General features: G+C 63.5%; 18 protein-coding genes and 1 pseudogene. 8 read left to right on the top strand and 11 right to left on the bottom strand.

The window, feature by feature from the left end:
• Window positions 1-77 precede the first annotated feature (77 nt).
• From gyrA to dnaA, 7 genes are all read right to left on the bottom strand, one after another.
• The gene (gyrA, locus tag AC5RV2_RS05535; RefSeq protein WP_494091535.1) at window positions 78-2,753 is read right to left on the bottom strand and encodes a DNA gyrase subunit A; all 2,676 of its coding nucleotides are present in this window, start codon (window positions 2,751-2,753) and stop codon (window positions 78-80) included.
• Between the two features lie 69 nt (window positions 2,754-2,822).
• Complete coding sequence (gene gyrB / locus AC5RV2_RS05530; protein ID WP_494013768.1) at window positions 2,823-4,847, bottom strand: DNA topoisomerase (ATP-hydrolyzing) subunit B; 2,025 nt, start codon at window positions 4,845-4,847, stop codon at window positions 2,823-2,825.
• Window positions 4,848-5,162: 315 nt separating this feature from the next.
• Window positions 5,163-5,801, bottom strand: a complete 639-nt coding sequence (locus AC5RV2_RS05525; protein ID WP_494091534.1) for a DciA family protein — start codon at window positions 5,799-5,801, stop codon at window positions 5,163-5,165.
• A complete protein-coding gene (gene recF / locus AC5RV2_RS05520) occupies window positions 5,782-6,978 on the bottom strand; it encodes a DNA replication/repair protein RecF (RefSeq protein ID WP_494091533.1) in 1,197 nt (398 codons plus the stop codon). The genes AC5RV2_RS05525 and recF overlap by 20 nt, the downstream gene beginning before the upstream one ends.
• A gap of 10 nt (window positions 6,979-6,988) precedes the next feature.
• On the bottom strand, window positions 6,989-7,915 hold the full coding sequence (gene gnd, locus AC5RV2_RS05515; protein WP_494091532.1) for a phosphogluconate dehydrogenase (NAD(+)-dependent, decarboxylating): 927 nt from the start codon (window positions 7,913-7,915) through the stop codon (window positions 6,989-6,991).
• A gap of 31 nt (window positions 7,916-7,946) precedes the next feature.
• Window positions 7,947-9,071, bottom strand: a complete 1,125-nt coding sequence (gene dnaN, locus AC5RV2_RS05510) for a DNA polymerase III subunit beta (protein ID WP_494091531.1) — start codon at window positions 9,069-9,071, stop codon at window positions 7,947-7,949.
• A 519-nt stretch (window positions 9,072-9,590) separates the two neighbouring features.
• Window positions 9,591-11,033: a chromosomal replication initiator protein DnaA gene (gene dnaA / locus AC5RV2_RS05505; protein ID WP_494001200.1), complete on the bottom strand. Its 1,443-nt coding sequence runs from the start codon at window positions 11,031-11,033 to the stop codon at window positions 9,591-9,593.
• Between the two features lie 402 nt (window positions 11,034-11,435).
• Between dnaA and rpmH the strand changes: the two genes are divergently transcribed.
• The 8 genes from rpmH (at window position 11,436) to AC5RV2_RS05465 (ending at window position 17,196) form a co-directional block, all read left to right on the top strand.
• Window positions 11,436-11,573, top strand: a complete 138-nt coding sequence (gene rpmH, locus AC5RV2_RS05500; protein WP_127513203.1) for a 50S ribosomal protein L34 — start codon at window positions 11,436-11,438, stop codon at window positions 11,571-11,573.
• A 71-nt stretch (window positions 11,574-11,644) separates the two neighbouring features.
• Entirely contained in the window at window positions 11,645-12,049 is a 405-nt protein-coding gene (gene rnpA / locus AC5RV2_RS05495) for a ribonuclease P protein component (RefSeq protein WP_494091530.1), read from the top strand.
• Window positions 12,046-12,444, top strand: a complete 399-nt coding sequence (yidD, locus tag AC5RV2_RS05490) for a membrane protein insertion efficiency factor YidD (protein WP_494091529.1) — start codon at window positions 12,046-12,048, stop codon at window positions 12,442-12,444. The genes rnpA and yidD overlap by 4 nt, the downstream gene beginning before the upstream one ends.
• Complete coding sequence (yidC, locus tag AC5RV2_RS05485) at window positions 12,444-13,409, top strand: membrane protein insertase YidC (RefSeq protein ID WP_494001197.1); 966 nt, start codon at window positions 12,444-12,446, stop codon at window positions 13,407-13,409. The genes yidD and yidC overlap by 1 nt, the downstream gene beginning before the upstream one ends.
• Complete coding sequence (locus tag AC5RV2_RS05480) at window positions 13,406-13,972, top strand: Jag family protein (protein ID WP_494091528.1); 567 nt, start codon at window positions 13,406-13,408, stop codon at window positions 13,970-13,972. Before yidC ends, AC5RV2_RS05480 begins: the two co-directional genes overlap by 4 nt.
• A 49-nt stretch (window positions 13,973-14,021) precedes the next feature.
• A complete protein-coding gene (rsmG, locus tag AC5RV2_RS05475) occupies window positions 14,022-14,648 on the top strand; it encodes a 16S rRNA (guanine(527)-N(7))-methyltransferase RsmG (protein WP_494091537.1) in 627 nt (208 codons plus the stop codon).
• A gap of 250 nt (window positions 14,649-14,898) precedes the next feature.
• Complete coding sequence (locus AC5RV2_RS05470) at window positions 14,899-15,834, top strand: ParA family protein (RefSeq protein WP_494091536.1); 936 nt, start codon at window positions 14,899-14,901, stop codon at window positions 15,832-15,834.
• An 84-nt stretch (window positions 15,835-15,918) separates the two neighbouring features.
• Complete coding sequence (locus AC5RV2_RS05465) at window positions 15,919-17,196, top strand: ParB/RepB/Spo0J family partition protein (RefSeq protein ID WP_494091527.1); 1,278 nt, start codon at window positions 15,919-15,921, stop codon at window positions 17,194-17,196.
• 3,262 nt (window positions 17,197-20,458) lie between these two features.
• On the opposite strand, the gene AC5RV2_RS05460 is transcribed toward AC5RV2_RS05465, so the two are convergent.
• The 4 genes and pseudogenes from AC5RV2_RS05460 to AC5RV2_RS05445 form a co-directional block, all read right to left on the bottom strand.
• The gene (locus AC5RV2_RS05460; protein WP_494091526.1) at window positions 20,459-21,646 is read right to left on the bottom strand and encodes an N-acetylmuramoyl-L-alanine amidase; all 1,188 of its coding nucleotides are present in this window, start codon (window positions 21,644-21,646) and stop codon (window positions 20,459-20,461) included.
• Window positions 21,647-21,650: 4 nt separating this feature from the next.
• Entirely contained in the window at window positions 21,651-21,977 is a 327-nt protein-coding gene (trxA, locus tag AC5RV2_RS05455; RefSeq protein ID WP_493978232.1) for a thioredoxin, read from the bottom strand.
• A 23-nt stretch (window positions 21,978-22,000) separates the two neighbouring features.
• Entirely contained in the window at window positions 22,001-22,984 is a 984-nt protein-coding gene (gene trxB / locus AC5RV2_RS05450; protein WP_494091525.1) for a thioredoxin-disulfide reductase, read from the bottom strand.
• 142 nt (window positions 22,985-23,126) lie between these two features.
• Window positions 23,127-24,015 (bottom strand): annotated as a pseudogene (locus AC5RV2_RS05445) (hypothetical protein); the annotation flags it as partial.

The raw sequence follows: 24,015 nt of genomic DNA, 5'->3' as shown, positions 1-24,015 counted from the left end.
GCCGCCGCTGCGAGTGGTAGCCCGGGGCGCGTTGGCCGGCTGCGGGCGCGTGCCCGGCCGTGGCGTTTTAGGTGTACTCACTCGTTACCTCCGTTTTCCGGCGCCGGCGTTTCGGCTGCGGACTGCGTCATGTCTGCGTTCAACGGTACTTCATCGGTTGCCTGCTGCGCAGATTCGGCGTCGGTTGTGCCGCCGGTTTCGGGACCTTGGGGCACCTCCGGCGTGTCGGTGTCTTCCTCGTCGGCGGCCAGGCCTCGTTCGGAGTTCCTGGCGACGGCGATGATGCGGTCCTTCTTATCCGGCTTGGCGAAGATGACGCCCATGGTGTCGCGGCCCCTGACGGGGACACCGGCGACGGAGGAGCGGACCACCTTGCCGCTTTCCATCACCACCAGCACCTCGTCTTCCTCCTGCACAATGAGTGCGCCGACCAGATGCCCGCGTTCTTCCTGGTACTTGCCGACCTTGATGCCCAGGCCGCCGCGGCCCTGGACCCGGTATTCGCCGGCCTTGGTCCGCTTGGCGTAACCGCCGGCGGTCACGATGAAGACGTAGGAGTCCTCGCGCAGCACGCCGGCCACCAGCAGTTCGTCGTCCTCGCGGAACTTCATGCCGGTCACACCGGACGTGGCGCGTCCCATCGGCCGCAGGGCCTCGTCCGTCGCGGTGAAGCGCAGGGACTGGCCGCGCCGGGACACCAGCATCATGTCGTCGGTCTCGGCGACCAGCCGTGCCGAAACGAGCTCGTCGCCGTCGCGCAGGTTGATCGCGATGACGCCGGCGGAACGGTTCGTGTCGTAGTCCTCCAGCCGGGTCTTCTTGATCAGGCCGCGTTTGGTGGCCAGCACCAGGTAGGGGGCCTGCTGGTAGTCCTTCAGGTCCATGACCTGGGCAATGTGCTCGTCCGGCTGGAAGGCCAGCAGGTTCGCCACGTGCTGGCCCTTGGCGTCGCGGCCGCCTTCGGCCAGTTCGTACGTCTTGGCCCGGTACACCCGGCCCAGGTTGGTGAAGAACAGCAGCCAATGGTGCGTCGTGGTGACGAAGAAGTGCTCGACCACGTCGTCGCCGCGGAGCTGGGCGCCGCGTACCCCCTTGCCGCCTCGCTGCTGCGACCGGTAGTTGTCGCTGCGGGTGCGCTTGACGTACCCGCCGCGGGTAATGGTGACCACCATCTCCTCTTCGGGGATGAGGTCTTCCATGCTCATGTCCCCGCCGTAGCCCATCATGATCTGGGTCCGGCGGTCGTCACCGTACTTGCCGGTGATCTCGGCGAGTTCCTCGCTGACGATGCTGCGCTGGGCTTCTTCGGACGCGAGGATGCGGTTGAACTCTTGGATCATCCGCTCAAGTTCGGCGTGGCGGTCCTGGATCTTCTGCCGTTCCAACGCGGCCAGCCGGCGCAACTGCATGTTCAGGATGGCCGAGGCCTGGTCCGTGTCGATGTCCAGCAACTGCATCAGGCCGTCGCGGGCTTCTTCCGTGGTGGACGAGGCGCGGATCAGGGCGATGACTTCATCGAGCGCATCCAAGGCCTTGAGCAGGCCGCGCAGGATATGCGCTTCTTCCTCGGCCTTGCGCAGCCTGAAGCGGGTGCGCCGGACGATGACTTCCAGCTGGTGGGTGACCCAGTGGCGGATAAAGGCGTCGAGGGTCAGGGTGCGGGGCACCCCGTCGACGATCGCGAGCATGTTGGCCGCGAAGTTTTCCTGCAGCGAGGTGTGCTTGTAGAGGTTGTTCAGCACCACCTTGGCCACGGCGTCGCGCTTGAGCACGATCACCAGGCGCTGGCCCGTGCGGCCGGAGGTCTCGTCGCGCAGGTCGGCGATGCCGGCGACCCTGCCTTCCTTGGCCAGCTCGGCGATCTTCATGGCCAGGTTGTCCGGGTTCGCCTGGTACGGAAGTTCCGTGACCACCAGGCAGGTCCGGCCCTGGATTTCCTCCACGTTGACCACGGCTCGCATGGTGATGGAGCCGCGGCCGGTGCGGTAGGCGTCCTCGATGCCCTTATGGCCCAGGATCTGAGCGCCGGTGGGGAAGTCGGGCCCCTTGATCCGCTGGATCAGCGCTTCGAGAAGTTCTTCACGGCTGGCGGTGGGATTGTCCAGGTACCACTGGACGCCGTCGGCCACTTCACGCAGGTTGTGCGGCGGGATGTTGGTGGCCATGCCGACGGCGATGCCCGAGGAGCCGTTGACCAGCAGGTTCGGGAACCGGGCGGGCAGGACGGTCGGTTCCTGGTTCTTGCCGTCGTAGTTGTCCTGGAAATCGACGGTGTCCTCGTCGATGTCGCGGACCATTTCCAGCGCCAGCGGCGCCATCTTGGTTTCGGTGTACCGGGGGGCGGCCGCGCCGTCGTTGCCGGGCGATCCAAAGTTGCCCTGCCCCAGCGCCAGCGGGTAGCGCATGGTCCAGTCCTGGATCAGGCGGACCAGGGCATCGTAGATGGCCATGTCGCCGTGCGGGTGGTACTGGCCCATGACCTCGCCCACCACGCGGGCGCACTTGTTGAAGGAACGCTCGGGGCGGTAGCCGCCGTCGAACATCGCGTAGAGCACCCGCCGGTGCACCGGCTTGAGGCCGTCGCGGACGTCCGGCAGGGCGCGCCCGACGATGACCGCCATGGCATAGTCCAGGTAGGACCGCTGCATTTCGGTCTGGAGGTCAACCTGCTCCACCCGGTCGGTCAGGATTTCGCCCTCGATCGGCTCATCGCCGGTGCCTGCGGGCAGGTCGGGCGTCTCTTCGTCGCTCATCGTTTAAGTTTCCTTTGCGTCAAAACTTGGTGCGGCCCGGTCAGCGGCCGGTGGCCGGCTGCGGCGGGGCTAAATGTCGAGGAAGCGGACATCCTTGGCGTTCTGCTGGATGAAGGTGCGCCGGGATTCGACGTCTTCGCCCATCAGGATCGAGAAGGTCTGGTCCGCGGCGGCGGCATCCTCCATCGTCACCTGCAGCAGTGTCCGGTGGTCGGGGTCCATGGTGGTGTCCCACAGCTCCGTGTAGTCCATTTCACCGAGGCCCTTGTACCGCTGGATGCCGTTTTCCTTGGGCAGCCGCTGGTTGTTCGCCAGGCCGCGGCGGACGGTCTCGTCCCGCTCACGGTCGCTGAAGACATAGTCGTGGGGGTGGTTGGACCATTTGATCCGGTAGAGCGGCGGCTGCGCCAGGTAGACGTAACCGTTCTCGATCAGCGGTCGCATGTAGCGGAACAGCAGGGTCAGGAGCAGCGTGGTGATGTGCTGGCCGTCCACATCGGCGTCGGCCATCAGCACGATCTTGTGGTACCGGGCCTTCTCCACGTCGAAGTCCTCGCCGATGCCGGCGCCGAACGCGGTGATCATGGCCTGGACCTCGGCGTTGCCCAGCGCGCGGTCCAGCCGGGCCCGCTCCACGTTCAGGATCTTGCCCCGCAGCGGCAGGATGGCCTGGGTCTCCGGGTTCCGGCCGCGGACGGCCGAACCGCCTGCGGAGTCACCCTCCACGATGTAGATTTCCGACTTGGATGGATCGCGGGACGAGCAGTCCTTGAGCTTGCCCGGCATGCCGCCGGATTCGAGCAGCCCCTTGCGCCGGGTGGATTCGCGCGCTTTCCGGGCGGCCAGCCGGGCCTGCGAGGCCTGGATCGACTTGCGGATCACGTCGCGGGCCGGTCCGGGATTGCGCTCCAGCCAGTCGCCGAGTTCGTCCGTGACCACACGCTGCACAAAGCCCTTGGCCTCGGAGTTGCCCAGCTTGGTCTTGGTCTGGCCCTCGAACTGGGGCTCGCCCAGCTTCATGGAGATGACGGCGGTGAGGCCCTCGCGGATATCGTCGCCGGTGAGGTTTTCTTCCTTCTCCTTGATCAGGTTCTTCTCGCGCGCGTAGCGGTTGATCAACGAGGTCATCGCGGCGCGGAAGCCTTCTTCGTGCGTGCCGCCTTCGTGCGTGTTGATGGTGTTCGCGTAGGTGTGGACGCTCTCCGAGTAGGAGGTGGTCCACTGCATCGCGACTTCCACCGAGAGCTTGCGCTCCGTGTCCTCGGTCTCGAACGCGATGACCTCGGGGTGGATGACCTCCACCTTCTTGGAGGAGTTCAAGTGCGTGACGTAGTCCAGCAGGCCGTTGTCGTACTTGTAGACCACCTGGCGGTGTTCGGCCGTGGTCTCGACCTCGGTGCCCGGCGTCGTGTCCAGGTCCACGTCCTCGGCGTCCGGTGCGTGGACTTCCGGACGGCGCTCATCGGTCAGGACGATTTTGAGGCCCTTGTTCAAAAAGGCCATCTGCTGGAAGCGGGCGCGCAGCGTCTCGAAGTCGAACTCGGTGGATTCGAAAATCTCCGGGTCCGCCCAGAAGGTCTGCGAGGTCCCGGTCTCGGTGGTCTCCTCGCCTCGGCGCAGGTCGCCCACCGGGAGGCCGCCGTTGGCGAACGACTGGTGCCACACGTAGCCCTGTCGGCGGATCTCGGTCTCCACCCGCGCGGACAGCGCGTTGACCACCGAGATGCCGACGCCGTGCAGGCCGCCGGAGACCGCGTAACCGCCGCCGCCGAACTTGCCGCCCGCGTGCAGGATGGTCATCACGACCTGTACGGTCGGTTTGCCCTCGGTCGGGTGCATGTCCACGGGAATGCCGCGGCCGTTGTCCACCACCCGGACGCCGCCATCGGCCAGCAGCGTGACGTTGATGGTGTCGCAGTAACCGGCCAGCGCTTCGTCGACGGAGTTGTCCACGACCTCGTACACGAGGTGGTGCAGCCCACGCGGACCGGTGGAACCGATGTACATGCCCGGGCGCTTGCGGACGGCTTCCAGGCCTTCAAGGACGGTGATGTCGCTGGCGTCGTAGTGCTTGCCGTCGTTGCCCTCTGTCATTTGGGGTTCTGCGCCGGTGTTTTCCAGCTCATTGTCCTCTGCCACAGTTGCCGTTGACTCCTTGTGTTCCGTCCGGGGGACTCGTGTGTCGGCGCCCTTCCGGATAGAGGACGGGCGCCGCCTAGTCAATTCTACCGTGTCAGGGCGGTGAATCCTGCACGAACATGGCTCTATGCGGCACGGAAACCGGGTTTTGACGCCGCCGCCGGGTGCCCGATGGGACCGTGTATGTCCGCGGACGTCTCCAGCGTCCTACACGCCGTCTAAGCGAGCCGGTGCCGGCTGCTTCCGGCCGGCCTCCCGCGAGGGGCGAAATCAGCCGTAGGTGTCCCGCGGTCCGCGGCCGCTAACGGACCTCTTGCCCTTGCGCCAATTGGGCGCTGCCGGCGCCAGCACTTGGATTTTAGTGACGACGCCGGGGCCCAGCTTTTCGTCGAACCGCTTCAGCAGGGCACTGCTGAGCAATCGCAGCTGCGTGGCCCAAGCCGTTGAGTCGCAGCGGACCTGCACCGTGGTTTCCTCGAAGCTCTCCGGCCGGCAGTGGGCGGCGATGTCCGCGCCGACCAATTCATCCCACCGCGAAATGACCGATCCGACGGCCACCGGGGAATTCCAGCCGCGTTCCGCGACAAACCGGTCGAACACGCGCCCCACGCCCTGGGGGTCGCGGCCGAAATCCTGCGGGCCGGCGGACGGCCGCGCCCCCCGGGATGCGCGGCGGCGGCTGTTGGCCCTCGTGCGCACGTCGCCGCGGGCCGCCGCTGCAAGGCGCACCCGGTTCAGGACGGCTTTCGCGGCGTCCAGGTCTTCGACAACTCCTTCGTCACGGGACGTCTCCGCTCCCGCCGGTCCCGCAGGCGGGGGAGGCACCGCCGGATCGGGCAGGCCCGGCCGGGGTCCCGCCGGCTCTGCCGGCTCCTGCCGCCGGTCCCGGTCATGCGGTTTCCTGGCCATTGGCCACGCCTCCCGGCACCACCATGAACTGTTCGCCCGCCAACGCGTCGGGGATGTCTTCGGCCACCGCGGCAGTGACGATCACCTGCTCCGCCCCGGCCACGATGCCCGCTAGCCTTGACCGACGCTGGTTGTCCAGTTCGGCGAAGACATCGTCCAGGATCAGGACGGGAGTCGCGCCGGGCGTAGCATCGTCGTCGCAGAAGACGTAGTACGAGGCCAGCCGGAGGGCCAACGCCAGGGACCAGGTTTCGCCGTGCGAGGCGTAGCCCTTGGCCGGTGCCTGTCCCAGCAGCAGCTCCAACTCATCGCGATGCGGCCCCACCAGCGAGATGCCCCGCTCCGTTTCCCGCTTGCGCTGCTGTTTGAAGGCGGCAAGGTAGAGTTCCGCCAGTTCGGCCGTTCCCAGGCTTGCCAGCGGCGGAAGGCCCGCCCCGCCGTCGTTCTCCACCTCGCCGTCATCCGACAGCTGGCTGTGGATGGTGGAGCGGTAGACGGCGGCCGCATGTTTGGAGCCATCGGTGAGGGCGGCGTACGCCGCGTCCAGGTGCGGCTGCAGCAGGTCCACCAGTTCCAGCCGTGCTTTCAGCAGGGCGGCCCCTGCCTGTGCCATGTGCTGGTCCCACACCTCCAAGGTCGCTTCGTGGGCGGCGGTGAACCGTCCGCTGGCGCGCGCCGATTTGAGTAGGGCATTGCGCTGTTTGAGGACGCGTTCAAAATCGCTGCGGGTGGCCGCATGGTGCGGAACCAGGCTGGCCAGCAGCTCATCGAGGAAGCGGCGCCGGTTGGACGGGTCGCCTTTGACCAACGCGAGGTCTTCGGGGGCGAAGAGCACCGTGCGCAGGTGCCCGAGAATTTCCCGCGCGCGCACGGGGTTGGCGCGGTTGATCCGGGCCCTGTTGGCCTTGCCCGGGGTGATTTCCAGTTCCAGCGAGGTGCTGCGCCCGCCGCGGTCCACCCGTGCCCGCACCAGCGAACGCGGTTGGTCGAAGCGGATGAGGGGTGCGTCATTGCTGACCCGGTGTGACGAGAGCGACGCGAGATAACCGATGGCCTCGACAATGTTGGTCTTGCCGACCCCGTTGGCTCCGACAAACACCGTAATGCCGGGCTTCAGGGCGATGTCGAGCTGCGGGTAGGTGCGGAAATCGGTCAGGGACAGGTATTCAACAAACAATGCGTGACAGCTACTTCGACTCGTTGCGGGGGCCGGCCTGGTCTTGTGCGGGCTTTCTGACGGCGTGTCCGCCAAACTGGTTACGGAGGGCGGCCACCATCTTCAGGGCGGGCGCGTCGTCTTGGCGCGACGCGAACCGTGCGAACAGGGCGGCGGTGATGGCCGGGGCCGGGACACCGTGTTCGATGGCCTCCTCGACAGTCCACCGGCCTTCACCGGAATCCTCGACGTAACCGCTGACCTGGCTCAATCCCGGGTCCTCGTCGAGGGCCTTCACCATCAGGTCCAGCAGCCAGGACCGGACCACCGTCCCCTTTTGCCAGGCCCGGAAGGTGCCCGGAACATCCTTGATGATGTCCTTGGCTTCCAGCAGTTCGTACCCTTCGGCGTACGCCTGCATCAGCGCGTATTCGATCCCGTTGTGCACCATCTTGGCGTAGTGGCCGGCGCCGACGTCGCCCACGTGGGCGAAGCTTTCCTCCCGGGGGCCCTCCGGCCGCAAGGCGTCGAAGACCGGCATCGCTGCCTGGACAAGGTCGGCGCTGCCGCCCGCCATCAGGCCATAACCGTTCGCCAGGCCCCAGACGCCACCGGACACGCCGACATCAATGAAACCTATCCCGCCTTCGGCCAGGAGGGCTTCGTGCTTTTGGTCTTCGGTGAACTTCGAGTTGCCGCCGTCGATCACCAGGTCTCCGGCGGAGAGCTTGCCGGCCAGCTCTGTGATGACCGTGTCGGTGACCTCGCCGGCGGGCACCATGACCCACACGGTACGTGGAACCGGCAGGGCCCGGATCATTTCGTCAACGGTCGCGGTGTCACTGACCTCCGGGTTCCGGTCATAGCCGGTTACCTCGATGCCGCCGTCCCGGAGCCGCTGCCGCATGTTGAAACCCATCCGGCCCAAACCGATCAGTCCGATGTGCATCCGAGTCACTCTTTCCTCTCGTCCATGGGTCGGCGGGGTATTACTGGTTGGGCAACCTCACCGGCATGAGCAGGTACCGGTAGTCTTCCTTGTCGTCGCCCTCGAGGTCGTCCTGGGCGGATATGACCGCAGGCTTCGGCGGCGTGGTGAAGGAAAACCGGACGTACTTGCTGTCAAAGGCGCTCAAGCCTTCGGACAGGTAGTGCGGGTTAAAGGCGACGGTGATTTCGTCGCCGGAGAGCGACGCTTCGATCGCCTCGGACGCCTGGGCGTCTTCGCCGGTTCCCGCGTCCAAGGTCAGAAGGCCGTCGGTGAAGGCCAGCCGGACCGGGGTGTTGCGCTCGGCCACGAGCGACACGCGGCGGACGGCTTCGATCAGTGTGGTCGTTTCGACTGTCGCATGGATCGGGGTGTTGTCCGGGAACAGTGAGCGGATCTTGGGGTAGTCGCCGTCCACCAGCAGCGACGTGGTGCGGCGTCCGCCGCTTTCGAAACCGATCAGTTCGCTGTTGTCCGAAAGCGCGATGTTCAGGTCGCCGGAACCGCCCAACGTTTTGGCTACTTCGCTCAGAGTCTTGGCTTTGACCAGCGCGCTCGTGGAAATGCCCGGTGTGGCCGGACGCCAGGACAGCTCCCGGAGGGCCAGGCGGTAGCGGTCGGTGGAGAGCAGAGTGATCAGGTCGTCTTCGATTTCCATCCGGACGCCGGTCAGGATGGGCAGGGTGTCATCACGGCTGGCCGCAATGATTACCTGGCTCACGGCCTGGGCGAACGCCTCTCCGTCCACGACCCCGCTGACTTCCGGCAGCGCCGGGAGTTCCGGATAATCGCCTTCGGGCATGGTGGCGAGGTTGAACCGGCTGTTGCGGCAGGTGAGGGCAACCTTCGAACCGTCGGTTTCGATATCGACAGGTGCCGACGGCAAGCTCCGGCAGATGTCGGCCAAGAGGCGTCCGGAGACCAGGATGGTGCCTTCTTCAGTGACGTCCGCCGGGATCTGGAGACGGGCTGAAATCTCGTAGTCGAAGCTGGCAAGACTCACCATGCCGGCTTCGGCCCGGATGAGCAGGCCCGACAGAACGGGGACAGGCGGACGTGGTGACAGGGAACGGGCTGTCCATGTCACGGCTTCCGCCAGAACATCCCGATCAACTCTGAACTTCACTGAAGTAAGCCACCTTTCACAACGAACATGCCGGGGAAGACCGCCTGCGTCTGGCCGGGGTGCAGCGAGTGGGACTGCGAACACCAGGTTGAAGCAGATGGCAACGATTCTCTGTGCAAGCTTAGCCGCAGCAACCGTCATTGCGCACCGAGAGTGCGCAGAGGTCCTGATCGGCCGATTCGGCACGATGCGTGGGAACCGGAACAGGGTCAAATGTTATTTGGAAGAACATCAATAAATGGGATTCGTAGTGTTAATAACGGCTGTGGATACTGTGGAAAACCCCGGTACAGCCTGTGCCCGAGCCGAAGTTGGGTGTTCACAAGATGTGCAGGGCGGTCGTTGCATGCACTGGCAGCCTGTGGATGCAGATCCTTGTCATTTCGGGCGTCCACAGGGGGCAGGGCACTTTTCCTCTTAAGGACTCGGGTTGTCCACTTAAGAATCCACAGCCTTATCCACACCTGTTAATTTCACCGGTGTAGTTCCCGGCAGGGGCCGCCGCAGCCGCCGGGGAAGTTAGCTTTCGCGCTGTTGCTGCTTGATGCGGTTGGTCAGCTCCGTGACCTGGTTGTAGATGGCTCGACGCTCGGCCATCAACTCACGGATCTTCCGGTCGGCGTGGATGACGGTCGTGTGGTCGCGGCCGCCGAGTTCCTGGCCGATCTTCGGCAGGGACATGTCGGTCAGTTCGCGGCACAAGTACATGGCAATCTGGCGGGCAGTTACCAGCGTCCTGGTCCGGGACTTGCTGGTCAGCTCCTCCATGCTGAGCTTGAAGTACGCGGCGGTCTGGCCAAGGATCGTGGCCGACGTGATCTCCTGTGCCCCTTCGTCGGTGATCAGGTCTTTCAGGACTATCTCGGCGAGACCCATGTCCACTGCCTGCTGGTTCAGGCTGGCGAACGCGGTGACGCGGATGAGCGCGCCCTCGAGCTCGCGGATGTTGGTGGAGATCTTCGAGGCGATGTACTCGAGGACCTCGTCGGGGACGGACAGCCCCTCGCTGATGGCCTTCTTGCGCAGAATGGCAATACGGGTCTCCAGCTCCGGCGGCTGGATATCGGTCAGCAGTCCCCACTCGAACCGGGACCGCATGCGCTCCTCGAAGCCGGAGAGCTGTTTCGGCGGCAGGTCGGAAGTGATGACCACTTGCTTGCTGTGGTTGTGGAGGGCGTTGAAGGTATGGAAGAACTCTTCCTGCGTCGCATCCTTGTTGGCCAGGAACTGGATGTCGTCGATCAGCAGGATGTCGACGTTGCGGTACAACTGCTTGAAGCTGGCGCCCTCATCGTCGCGGATGGAGTTGATGAAGTCATTCGTGAACTCTTCCGAATTCACGTACCGGACGCGGATGCTGTTGTAGAGATGGCGCGCATAGTGCCCGATGGCGTGCAGCAGGTGGGTTTTTCCCAGGCCCGAGTCGCCATAGATGAAAAGCGGGTTGTACGCCTTGGCCGGCGCTTCGGCCACCGCGACGGCCGCCGCGTGGGCAAAGCGGTTGGATGAACCGATGACGAAGGTGTCAAAAATGTATTTCGGGTTGAGCCTGCCCAGTTCCGGGGAAGCGGCCTGCGCCGCCGGCTGGGGCAGTGATTCGCTGCGCACGACCGCCGGGGCCGGGCGGGGCTCCTGTTCAGGTTCCGGTTCCGCCTGCGGCGCCATATCCGTGTCGACGCTGAAAGCGCAGAGAATGTCGTCCTTGAAGACCTCGAACAGTGCGTCGTGCAGAGGGTCTTTGAGCTGTTGCGACTGGAAGACTTCGCGTGTCAGTTCGTTGGGCACGGCCACCAGCAGGGTTGTACCGATCAGGCCTTTGGCCTGCGCCAACACGATGAAGCCACGCTGCCGGGGGGAGACACGGTCGTCCTGTTCCAGCGTCCGGACCACTTTGCGCCAGGAACTTCCGACGTCATTTATCTGGTCCGTGTCCACGTAGTACCCCTCAGAAATGCTCAGCATGCTTCGGCATTTGCCGACAGCCCGCCCGAAATCCACAGACTTATTCACAGACGGTGGATAAGGGGCTCCTGCCAAGAGTAGAGCATGAATCTGCTGGACGACAGTTGGGATGCAGGCCCCTGTGGACGTCGCTTTAGGGAGGCGCTCCCGCCGCTCAAAGCGGCTTTGGCGTGGAGTTGTCCACAGGGGTTATCCACGGAAACGCCCGGGTGCGGAGAGGGCCGGTTTGACGGTACTCGCCGTCATCGCCTAACGTTGACTAGTCCTTCATGTCTACTTTGTTGTCCTTGTGCGTCCAACGCCCTGGCAATGGAATAGACCCCATATAGAGCGCCGACCTGTTCTTCCCCCCTTGTTGCAATGGGTCCAACCGCATCTGTCGATCGTCTTGGAGTAACCACCGTGAGCAAGCGGACTTTTCAGCCGAATAACCGCCGTCGTGCCAAGAAGCACGGCTTCCGCCTTCGCATGCGCACTCGCGCCGGCCGCGCCATTCTGGCCGCACGCCGCAGCAAGGGCCGCACCGAACTGTCGGCCTAAATAGCCAGTTTGTCGACCCGGCTGTGAGGTTCAGTTCCCGCAGCGGCGTGTTTCGGCGGGCTGGGTAGCACATGCTTCCCAGCCAGCACCGGATGCGCACATCGGCGGACTTCTCAACAACTGTACGTTCCGGCGCCCGCTCAGGGCGCCGGAACTTAGTGTTATATGCGGCGGCAGCAGACCCGGCCCGACCGGCATCTTTTGGCTTTATCGTCTCGAAGGCCGTCGGGAACGCCGTCATGCGCAACCGCGTTAAAAGGAGACTGCGGGAACTGGCAGCAGCCGGCTTAAGGGAGAATGGGTATTCCCGAGGGATCACCGTGGTTGTGCGGGCCCTTCCGGCAGCTGCCGACGCAGACTTTTACGCTTTGGAACTGGATTACCGGAAGGCTCTCAAGGCCGCCCTCGGCAAGTTGACCTTAACGCGCACCGCCACGACGGAAGCTGCGCACGGAGAGAAGGGGAGAGCCGAATGAGTGCCCGTGCCGTACCGGTTCCCGCCCATGCCGCCGTGCCCAGGAGAACCACGCGTCCCCTGCAGTATGCGCTGATCGGCGTGCTGCGGGTGTACCGCAAACTCGTTTCGCCCCTGTACGGCCAGGTCTGCCGTTTCTTCCCGTCCTGTTCCGCGTACGCATTGGAAGCAGTGACGGTCCACGGCGCCGCCAAGGGCAGCTGGCTGGCCGCCCGCCGCCTGCTCCGATGCCACCCATGGAACCCCGGCGGCGTGGATCATGTTCCGGCGTCTGTATCCTTCAACCTGTGGCTGCAGGAGAACCCTTCCAGAATCCCCCGGATCGTGGAGCTTAACCACCCACTCATTCCGGCCGACGATGAAGGCCGCGGCGCGGCCCGAGGAGCAAATCAGTAATGGACTTCTTAAACACCATCCTGACCCCGTTCACGTGGGTCGTCTCCGGGATCCTGTGGGCCTTCCACGCCGGCTTCTCCTGGCTTGGGATGGACCCGGCCAACGGCTGGACGTGGACGTTCTCAATCATCGGGCTGGTGCTGGTGATCCGCGCAGCCCTCATTCCGGTCTTCGTCAAGCAGATCAAGGCCCAGAGGGGGATGCAGGCACTGCAGCCCGACCTCCGGAAGCTGCAGCAGAAGTACAAGGGAAAAACCGACCAGCTGTCGCGTCAGGCCATGACGCAGGAGCAGATGGCGCTGTACAAGAAGCACGGCACCAACCCGTTCTCGGCCTGCCTGCCGATGCTGGTGCAGATGCCGTTCTTCTTCGCGTTGTTCAGCGTGCTGAACAACGCTTCGCGCGCCAGCGAGAACGGCGAGGGCATTGGCGCCCTGTCGCCCGAACTCATCCGTCAGTTCGACGACTCGTCCATTTTCGGTGCGCCGCTTTCCGCTTCCCTCCTGCACGGCGGCGGGGGCGAGCAGCAGGTCGCCGTGGTCATCCTGTCGATCATCATGATCCTGGCGATGACTGCCTCGCAGTTCATCACGCAGAAGCAGATCATGGCGAAGAACATGTCCGCCGAAGCAATGCAATCCCCGTTCATGAAGCAGCAGCAGATGATGCTCTACATCCTGCCTCTCGTGTTCGGCATCGGCGGCATCAACTTCCCCATCGGTGTGCTGATCTACTGGACAACCACCAACGTGTGGACCATGGCGCAGCAGTTCTTCGTGATCCGGCGCATGCCTACTCCGGGTTCGCAGGCTGCCCGCGAACTGGCAGAACGCCGTGCGAAGAAGGGCCTGCCGATGGTGCCGCTGCTGGGCGAACGGAAGACGGAGGCGCCGGCGGCCGATTCCCCGGCAGAGGTGAAAGGCCAGCGCCAGCAGCCACAGCGGAAGAACAGGAAGAAAAAATGAGCAGCGAAAGCGTATCCGAAGTGACCGAAGAACTTCCCGACGAAGCGGCTGCAGCGGACGAACAGCAGGAGGAAGCTGTTTCGAATTCTGCCAAGCGTTTGGAAGAAGAAGGAGACGTAGCTGCGGACTACCTTGAGGAGCTGCTCGACATCGCCGATATCGATGGGGACATCGACATCGAGGTCCGCAACGGCCGCACGTACATCTCAATCGTCTCCGAAGAGGAAGACAACGACGCGCTCAAGGCGCTCGTGGGACCGGATGGCGAAGTCCTCGAAGCCTTGCAGGAGCTGGCCCGGTTGTCGGTTCTTACGACGACCGGCAACCGTTCCCGCTTGGTCCTGGACATCACCGGCTACCGTGAAGGCCGCAGCGAAGAACTGCAGAAGATCGCTGAAGACGCCGTCGCCGAAGCCAAGGAGACGGGCCGCGATGTAGCGCTCGAGCCGATGAGCGCGTACGAGCGCAAGATCGTCCATGACGCGGTTGCTGAGCTAGGCCTGATCAGTGAATCCGAGGGCGAAGGATCCAACCGCCACATCGTGGTGTCGGTAGAGTCCTGATCATGTCCGGCGGATTGGTCTGATAGGCAGAGGTATGTCGGTAGTTGAAATGACTATGGCGGAGTCCAAAGCTGCCCACACGGTTTTCGGTGAACGCCTGGGCCTGGCGGAGCGATACGTTGCGCATCTGGCCACTTCAGGGATCGAACGGGGTTTGCTGGGCCCCCGGGAGGTCCCGAGATTGTGGAACCGACACGTCCTCAACTGCGCCGTCGTCGCCAACCTGATAGGGCGCGACGCCGCGGTCGCGGATGTCGGAAGCGGGGCCGGCCTGCCAGGACTGACGTTCGCGTTGGCGCGACCGGACTTGCGTTTGACCCTGATCGAGCCGTTGGAACGAAGGGTTGTCTGGCTCAACGAGGTCATTGAGGATCTCGCGCTGGACAACGTCACGGTGCTACGGACGCGGGCAGAGCTGGCGGGGGACGACGTCACAGCTGACGTCGTGACGTCTCGAGCGGTGTCGGCACTCGACAAGCTCGCCCGCCTCTCAATTCCACTGCTGCACGGCACGGGCGAAATGCTGGCGATCAAGGGCCGCAGCGCAGCTGACGAGGTTCAGAAGGCCGAAAAGGTCATCAGGAAGCTCGGCGGCCGAGAAACAGAGGTCTTGACCGTCGGGGGCGATCTCTTGGAAGAGCCGACGACGGTAGTCCGCATCCGTGTTGATGCGTGACCTATTCCCCCACACACCCATGCAACGCCCCGGGAATCCGGCCGCGCAACGATAGGCTAGGAGAGGCCGGTGGCGGACAGTGAAAGCGGGCGGAATCCAAGTGGCGATCAACAACACGGTGTCGGGTTTCACCGGGACCGAAGCCGAAGGGTCGTCGCGACGCGGAGTGGCTGAACAACCGAACACGGTTGCGCTTATCCCCCCTAGCGGTCCTGTTTCACGTGAAACTTCCCCTGGGAACGAGGCTGAGATAGCCAACTCCGACATGAAGATAGAGGCTACGGTTTCAAACGTTATGGATTCGATTGACGAAAGCACACCGCTCGCCCAGGAATTGGCGAGCGAAAACCGCCGGCGTGAGAGGCTGAAGGCCAAAGAGCTTCCCAAGCCCGCCCAGACCAGGGTGTTGACAGTCAGCAACCAAAAGGGCGGGGTCGGCAAAACCACGACAACGGTCAATATCGCTGCTGCCCTTGCTACGGCCGGCCTGAACGTCTTGGTCATCGACATCGACCCGCAGGGCAACGCGTCAACGGCGCTCGGGGTTGAGCACCACGCTGACGTCGACAGCATCTACGACGTGCTGATCAACGATATGCCGCTCGGGGACGTGATTGCACAATGCCCCGATATAGCCCACCTCATCGTCGCACCCGCCACGATTCACCTGGCCGGAGCCGAGATCGAATTGGTCTCGTTGGTGGCCCGTGAACAGCGCCTGCGCCGCGCCATCGAAGTTTACGCGCAGGAACGTGAGACGGCAGGACTGCCCCGGCTGGATTATGTCTTTATCGACTGCCCGCCCAGCCTGGGACTGCTGACAGTTAACGCTTTCGTCGCCGCCCAAGAGGTACTGATTCCCATCCAGTGCGAGTACTACGCCCTGGAGGGGCTGAGCCAGCTCCTGAAGAACATCGAGATGATCCAGAAGCACCTCAACGCTGGATTGGTTGTTTCTACGATCTTGCTGACCATGTACGACGGACGAACAAACCTCGCAGCTCAGGTGGCAGCCGAAGTGCGGGAGCATTTCCCGAACGAAGTGTTGAGTGCGGTTGTACCGCGCTCCGTTCGCATCTCGGAGGCTCCGAGTTACCAGCAGACGGTGATCACCTATGATCCGTCGTCCAGCGGGGCCCTTTCTTATCAGGAGGCCGCAGCCGAAATCGCCGAGCGCGGCAAGTAGCTGTGAAGCCGTACTGCAACGGTAGAATTACGCCTTAAGCGAGCATGTGCATGCTAGCTCGGCGCATGACGGAAGAGGGTCCAGATGAGTGAAAAACGTCGCGGCTTGGGAAGAGGCCTGGGCGCATTGATACCCAGTGCTCCGGCCCCAGAGGAGACCGAGTCAACCGAGGGGCAGGAAGCCTCCGTCAAACGTCGGACTCAGCGACCCGTAGACGTTTTCTTTCCCGCTTCCAGTCGGAGGGAAGAAGGGGACACCGCCGTCCTCACGACGACTGACTCCGAGACCGTAACCGGATCGAGTGCCGCGCAGGTAGCCGAAGTGTTGCGGGCCCCGCGCAAGCTTGCGACCACTGGCAGCAAGAAGCCAGCGGCTAAGAAATCTGTGAAGGACGATTCTTCCAGGGCCGATGGGAATGGTGCTGCCGGCGAAACGCACCCTTCCGCCAAGGTGGCGGCAGATCCGGTCGGCAGGGACGGCGCCGGAGCTCCGTCGGCTCCGACAGAACTTCCTGTTCCACGTGAAACGGGGGGCGCCGACCTGGTCGAGGTTCCCGGCGCCACGTTTGCCGAAGTCCTCGTTACAGCGATCCAGCCGAACCGCAAACAGCCGCGCACCGTCTTCGATGAGGAAGACATGGCGGAGCTGGTGCATTCGATCCGTGAGATCGGCGTCCTCCAGCCGATCGTTGTGCGTCCTTCCGATGATGGAGGCGCACAGTACGAGTTGGTGATGGGCGAACGCCGCTGGCGGGCTACCAAGGCTGCCGGCCTCGAAACGATTCCGGCGATCATCAGGTCCACCTCCGACGATGACCTGTTACGGGACGCCCTGCTCGAGAACCTGCACCGCAGCCAGCTGAATCCGCTGGAAGAAGCCGCGGCCTATCAGCAGTTGCTTGATGATTTCGGTTGCACGCATGATGAGCTGGCGGATCGGATCGGTCGGTCAAGGCCGCAGGTCTCCAACACTTTGCGGTTGATGAAGCTCCCTCCGCTGGTGCAGCGGCGGGTTGCGGCCGGCGTGTTGAGCGCTGGCCATGCGCGCGCCCTCCTGGGACTCACTGATCCTGGAGAAATGGAGAAGCTGGCGCAAAAGATTGTCGCCGAGGGCCTTTCCGTTCGGGCGACCGAGGAAATCGTTTCCCTGAGCGACGGCGTGCGACGGCCCAAACGCGAAAGCAAGCCGCGGGAGGGAGCTCGGCACGAGAGGCTCGACTATCTGGCTAGTTCCCTTTCGGACCGCCTGGACACCAGCGTTAAGATCACCCTGGGTGCCAAGAAGGGCCGCGTCAGCATCGAGTTTGCCAGCGTCGATGACCTGAACCGCATCATGGACGTGCTGAACCCGGCGACGCCTTAGCCTTCGTTCCACGTGAAACATGGGCTCCGTTCCGCAAGGACGGAGCCCATTGCTTTGCGGAGATCCAAGGGCACGTGGAATCTGATCGCCAAGCTTCTATCTAAGGCAGGCACGAGGGAATGGCCGCGCTTAGTCGTGCCGGACCAATCCTGCCATGAGGCTCGACTTGCAGCGGCGCTAGCGACGGGGAATTGGTGGGCGGAGGGGAGCGCCCGGTCCGCTTTCCCACCTGGGGGTAGGGATCGTCGCCTAAGTGCAATTGTTCCCGGATGCGACGCCTGTCGTGACGCAGTGCCGGGGGCCGGTGCCGTCTCCGGTGTTCCCCGGGGAAGGCTTTCTCGGTGGCTTCCATGACCGGTGCCCCGTCAGTGGCTGATCTGATGCCAGGTGTTTCACGTGAAACTGAGGCGCGACGTGGGGCAACGATACCTCGGTCCTCCGGGCTTCGAGGGTTGAAGACTCGCCAGCACGCAGAACTTACTGCTCATGTTCACGTGCATCTGTCTCCGAGGATGTCTCGGATGGCTGGCTGTACCCTTCATCTCTCAACCCGTAACGCCGCTAAATTTCTGCACGCACAACTTCTTTGCGGGTGCCGGTAAGACAGGGACCTCGCAGAGTCTCTAGGCACGTGCTGTCCGACGATGGGAAATGTACGTTCAGGACGCGCGGCTGGTAGTTCTGGTGTGGCGCGGCAAGGTCGGTGCGGCGGACGCTAACCGTCACTGTGTGGCGTCTAACTCTGGCCTCGAAGGTCGACGTTCGCATCTGACTGACCAAGGCAGCAGAGAAGCGCGCTGGCTCAGCCTGACGGCGGACCGATGTGTTTCACGTGAAACTTTAGATCCGGGCGCAAGTGGAAGATCTGAGTGCCCACAGCTCCGGCTCGCATGCACATGGCGGGTGCCTCCTCTGGCCGATACTACTGCCAAATAGTGCGCGCCGCTTGAGGCCTAGGGCTCCTTGTTTCGCTGGCCAATCCTGGGAGGAAACGCGTGCAGGGTTGCCGGTGCTCCTAGTGAGACGATAGCCTCCAAGACACGCATGTATGAAATGCAGGCAGTGGGCAGCGGCATGCACTTCATGGGCCTGACCTCTCGGGCCGGACTCTACGGGGGACTATCCCGCAGTGGGGGACAGGGGGAGAGGGAGCCGCTACTCCTGAATGTGCTGCGGGGTAGGCGAGGTCCACCGGCTTTCAGAAGCGCCGGAGCCGATGAGCGAAGCGTTTCACGTGAAACTGACATAGCAGTCCTACTCTTTTGGACGATGGGTACGTGGCACCCGGTGAAAAATGATCAGATGGCCGTCTTCCCCTTCGACCGGCCGGGCATCATCAGCGCGGCGAGCTGCTTACACAGACGCCGCCCGTCACGTCTGACTGCCTTCGTGGCGGTAGTGCATCGTTGCAACCCGAGGAGAACCATCCCACAAGTAGGGAGGGTCGGTTCGCCATCTCTATCGCTGACCGGACGGACCCAAGCGCTGCGTTCATAGGAGTCGTACTCGGATCGAGCTTGCTCTCTCCCAGGGTGGCCTCCGTGTTTCACGTGAAACTGTGGGCACGTAGAGCATGAGCGTCAAGTGGAGTATGGAGGCACGTGGCGCCCCTCCGCGCTTAGGAGACCGGTCGAGTGTCGGCTCCTGCTAGGGCGGCCGAACCGTGCTCACGGTGACAGGATCCACATGTTTGGCTGAGCCTTGTGTTTGCGGGCATGCGTTCGGCGTGGCAAGGATCCACAGCTAGCTTCGACTGATACCTACGGCCGTTTGCCGCAGGCGACCCCAGCGGCCGGCGCGACGCCCACCGATCGATCCTGCCGGAAGCCTCCGCATGGAGCTCACCTTACCTTGATGAGGAGAGCTCACAGTTTGCGACGGATAAACAGTGGCCAGCTGCCGCGAGAGCACTGGTCCGAGTTGTGGCCAGCACGTGACCTTGCATGCTGGGGGGCATCTGGTCCATGAAGCGAGCCCGCATGTTTCACGTGGAACGAGCCAAACTGACTTATGACGTCCAAACCAGACTCTCGTGGCCCCCGCATGCTGGTCCGGATCGGATGAGACGTGAGGTTCCCCGTGAAACAGGCAGGACTGCCGGCGCCTCAATAGCCAGCGCACCGGATCGAGCTCAGGACGGGGCCGGGCTCACCAGGCACTGATATGGACGACGGTCGTGTCGCGACGGAAGCTCCGTTGACCGACGGTGCTGAACAGCAGATCTGCAGGGGCGGACCGCCAGAAACCGTGGACCGAGCGAGCATCCCACCTGAGGACGAAGGGACCGGTCTTCACGGGTGCAGCCAAAAGCGTTGGCGACGCGTTAGATCGGAATGGCGATCCCGGTGCTCACCTACGAGTGCGGTGGCTCCCAGCTAGGAAGCCTCGTAGCGGCACAGTGTGTCCGGCCGACGCGCTCTCTTACAGCGTGCTTTTCGTGCAGACGCGAACGATATGGTTTGGGCGGAACCTTTCCTGGATTCGTTTTCGGGCGCTTCAGTCGGGCGTTCCCTCTCCATGTCACAAGAGATGATCCGCCGGTCCACTGAAAGGGGGACCACGGTGCCGCTTCTTGTCGCACTTAGAGGTAAACGACAGCTCAGGCCGGCGCCCAGGCATGTAGTCGCCACCCAGCATCCACCGAGGCCCGGACGGCGAGAGCGGGCATGCTATTCATTGCACGTGTGACAGTGATCTAGACACGGAATCGGCCCCTCTGTGCCAAGGGTTTCACGTGAAACCGTGGACGGCCGAGCCCGGCTGGCCGGTGGCGTCGACTCTTGACCTGAAGGTCGGGCTGGAGCCGAGGAGGTTGGTTGCAACTGGCGGAAATGGCCGAAGGTGCTTGTTACTCGCAAAGCTGTAGCTGGGAGGGATGAACCCCGGTCACAGGTTTTTCGACCGCCCGGCTATCAAAGAGGAGCCAGGAAAAACGGAGGAGCACCGATGACCCGGCCGCGCCAACACGGATTGGCCATTTCTGGCTATACCGAAGCTAAGAGAGTTAGGCGCAGGTCCGGCAGCTGATGCACAGATTACTCTCGTTGATTCGCTGCTGGGCCGGCTAGGGCATGCCTTTGGATCGTCCCATGCCGCGCGAGTTGCGGGGTGTTGGTTCGGCGGCGTGGCCCGCGGGGGAGAGAGGTTTCACGTGAAACGACCGACAGGAAAATGATGGCAGCCGATGTTCCACGTAAAACCCAGGTGTTCAATGTAGACCGCTGGCGTTCCACGTGAAACAAGGGAGCGACGCTAACGGGCGTCAGGTTCCTGGGTTGAAGCGGAGGACGTCGTCGAGCGCCAATGTGCCTGTCGGCTCGTCGTCCTCTTCCAGCAGATACAGCCTCTGAATGGCGATGACAATGGAGTCGGCCAAGACCTGCCGGTAAATAGGATCAGCGAGGCGACGCGAGTCAAACGGGCTGCTCAAATAACCAAGATCCAGTTGCACCGAGGGGGTGCTGGGCAGCCGCAGGATATCCCAGCTTCGACCGTGAATACCCAGGTTGGTAGACCCGGTGCGGGCCACAATCTCCTTCAGGATAAGTTCGCCGGCGCGGTGCCCAATCGGAGAACGGACTTCACCTGATTCAGGGCGGCCCCAAAAGAACGCGCTGACGCCGTTGGCTGCCTCTTGCGGCAACCAGTCACAGTGGAGGGCAACGCTCAAGCTTGGAGAGGACCTCTTGATAAGCGAAGTGCGGTCCAAACCACCGCCTTCGGTTTCCTTGTCAACGATTTCCACGCTGGCACCGAGTTCGGTCAGGATCTTCTTCACTCGGCTGGCGACGTCTCCGGCGACGAGCTTCTCGGTCAGGCGACTGCCGGAGGCAACGTCGGGGCTGTCTGCCCAGTGCGCTGCGTCGGCGCCGGGGGCGAGGGCGATAGCCCGGCCGCGCAGTGCCGCAGAGGCTTGGTTGAGCCGTTCGTAATCCCGGAGCGAGAACGCCTGGCTCGGACTGATCGTCCTATTAATGCGTTCCATCGAGGCAGCCAGTTGTTGATCCGCGACGCCGGAAGGTTCGAGCCCCAGATTTAACTGCAGCTCGCGGACCGCGTGGTAGGTCCGTTCGCCATACTCGCCATCGATGTGACCGTAGTAGAAGCCGAGGAACGACAACTGGCGCTGCAGCTCGGTGACATCATCGCCACGAAGAGGCGACGCGTCCAGCGTGAATATCAGCGGACGATCCCCGAGCTTGAACTGCGCCTCCGCCAGGGCGCGCTCGGTTTCCTGACCGACCACGCCGTCGACCATCAGTCCCCGGTGCTGCTGGAAGGTGCGTACGGCCGCATCCACATGGTCGTCAAAGACCGTGGGGTTGTTTACTTGATCCGGCGCCAAATAGGCCATGGAAACGCCAGCGCGTAGTAGCCCTTCACGAAGGGCTACTACGCGTCGACTAATGTCTGAACGGCGCAGGCTCTGGTCTGCAGCGTCGTCTTCCATCTGGCTAGTTAAGGAATTCTGCGAATTCCTGCTCAATGACCTGCTTCGGCTTGGCGCCGATGGATGTCGCGGCCACCGCGCCGTCCTTGAAGACATAGACGGCTGGAATGGAAGTGATACCGTACTGGGCTGCGGTGGCGGGGTTGTCGTCCACGTTGAGCTTGACGACCTCTACCTTGTCGGAATGCTCAGCAGCGATGTCATCGAGAATCGGCGAGAGCATGCGGCAAGGACCGCACCACTCCGCCCAGAAATCGACGATCACGGGTTTGGCGGACTGCAGGACATCCGCGTCGAAAGTAGCGTCAGTGACATCTTTTGCGTTGCTCATGCTTTTCTCCTTTTACAACCGATTCAGACTGTTGCGGGTTCGGCGACGTCGGCCAGGGTGTCTGCGCGCTCAGCGAGATAGTGTTCCACATCGATGGCAGCCGCACAGCCGCTGCCCGAGGCGGTGATGGCCTGGCGGTAGGTGGGGTCGATAACGTCGCCGGCAGCGAAGACGCCCGGCAGGGAGGTGCGCGACGACCGGCCCTCGACGGCGATCGTGCCCTCGGGCGTCAGTTCCAGCTGGTCCTTGACCAGGGAGACCCGGGGATCGTTACCGATGGCGACGAACACGCCCGTTACCGGCAGCACCGACTCGGAACCGTCGACCGTGTTCTTGAGCTTCAGCGCGGTGACCTTCGTGTCGCCTTCAAGCCCGACGACTTCCGAGTTCCACACGAACTTGATCTTCTCGTGGGCCAGGGCGCGGTCCTGCATGATCTTCGAGGCACGCAGGGTATCCCGCCGGTGGACCACCGTGACAGACTCCGCGAACTTGGTCAGGAAGAGGGCTTCTTCCATTGCCGAGTCGCCGCCGCCGATGACGGCGATGTTCTGGCCCTTGAAGAAGAAACCGTCACAGGTTGCGCACCAGCTGACGCCGTGGCCGGCCAGGCGCTTTTCGTCCGGCAGTCCGAGCTCCCGGTAGGCGGAACCGGTGGAGATGATCACGGACCGGGCCAGGAAGGTTTCGCCCGAGCCGATGGTGACCTTCTTGACCGGACCTTCCAGTTCAAGGCTTGTGACGTCTTCAAACAGGATCTCGGTGCCGAAGCGTTCGGCCTGCTTCTGGAAGTTCTCCATCAGCTCGGGACCCAGGATGCCGTCAGGGAACCCGGGGTAGTTTTCCACGTCGGTGGTGTTCATCAGCTCGCCGCCTGCCTCTACGGAGCTGGCGATGAGCAGTGGGTTGAGATTGGCGCGCGCGGTGTAAACAGCTGCCGTGTAGCCGGCCGGACCGGACCCAACGATGATGACGTCGCGGACGGACGGTGTGGTATCTGTGCTCACTGCCTGCGAACCTCTTCCTCTGATGTTGATGTAACCCTAAGGCCGGCCACCCCGAAGGGGCGGTTAGCCCGGCACTTGTCTCAACGGCGGGTGCCCCCGGCTTATTCCGGCGAGCTTGTTGCGCAGCCGCCCCCTAAACGGGCTAGGAGACTTCGATCTCGGCCATGCGGATGCCGAACGGCATGCCGCCCATGGGGTTGGACAGCCTCGGCAGCTGCGTGAAGTTGATCAGGACGTACTGCGCTTTGGGCGCGGCGCCATCCTGTTCAGGGACCGGAATAGTGGTCTTCTGTGCCGTGAAGCTTCCCTGCGCGACCTGGTCGGCACCGTCCAACGTGGGTTCATCGTTCAGGAGCACGGAGAAGTTTCCTCCGGTGCCGCTCAGTTGGGTCAATACCACCGAGCTGATGCTTGAGGACTCTTCCAGCTCGACAACCAGCGCCATGTTTCCGGCGTAGCCCCCGAACTGGTCTGACGCGTACTGGTAACTTGCCCAGTAAGTGGCGGGGTTGCCGTCGATGGCTTCGGGCAGTTTGCCGTCGTTCTCCACGTCGAGCTCCGGCAAGTCCGGCACCTGCCGGGTGAGGCCGGCGATGACCGGCTCGACGACTTCGTCGGCCGGAGCCGACGTTTCTTCTGCCGCGCCCGTCTCTGCCGGTTCGGCGGCCGCGGTTTCGTTTCCGCCCTGCGAGCCCTCGGCGACCGGGCCGCCGCGGAACAGATTCAGCTGGCTCACGGCCACCACGATCGCGATCACCAGCAAGACGGCGAGCAACCCGCCCACCAGCAACCTGGAAGACCTCGGGCTGTTGCGCTCTTCGTCGTCGTATTCGTCGTACTCGTAGTCATCGACCGCGGGTTCGCTGCTGGTGCGGGCGGCGGACGGGAACATGCCGGCCGACCGCACACCCGGCTTGTCGTCGTCGCCGGGCCACAAGCTGACTTTGGGCTTGCCTGCCGGAGCCGGAGCCGGAGCGGCAGCCGGCCGGCCGGCCGCCGGAGCCTGCCGCGACACCGGCGCCGTGGCCGGG

The organism is Arthrobacter sp. Y3225116, from assembly GCF_059091245.1.
This window is presented reverse-complemented; position numbering and strand designations above follow the sequence as displayed.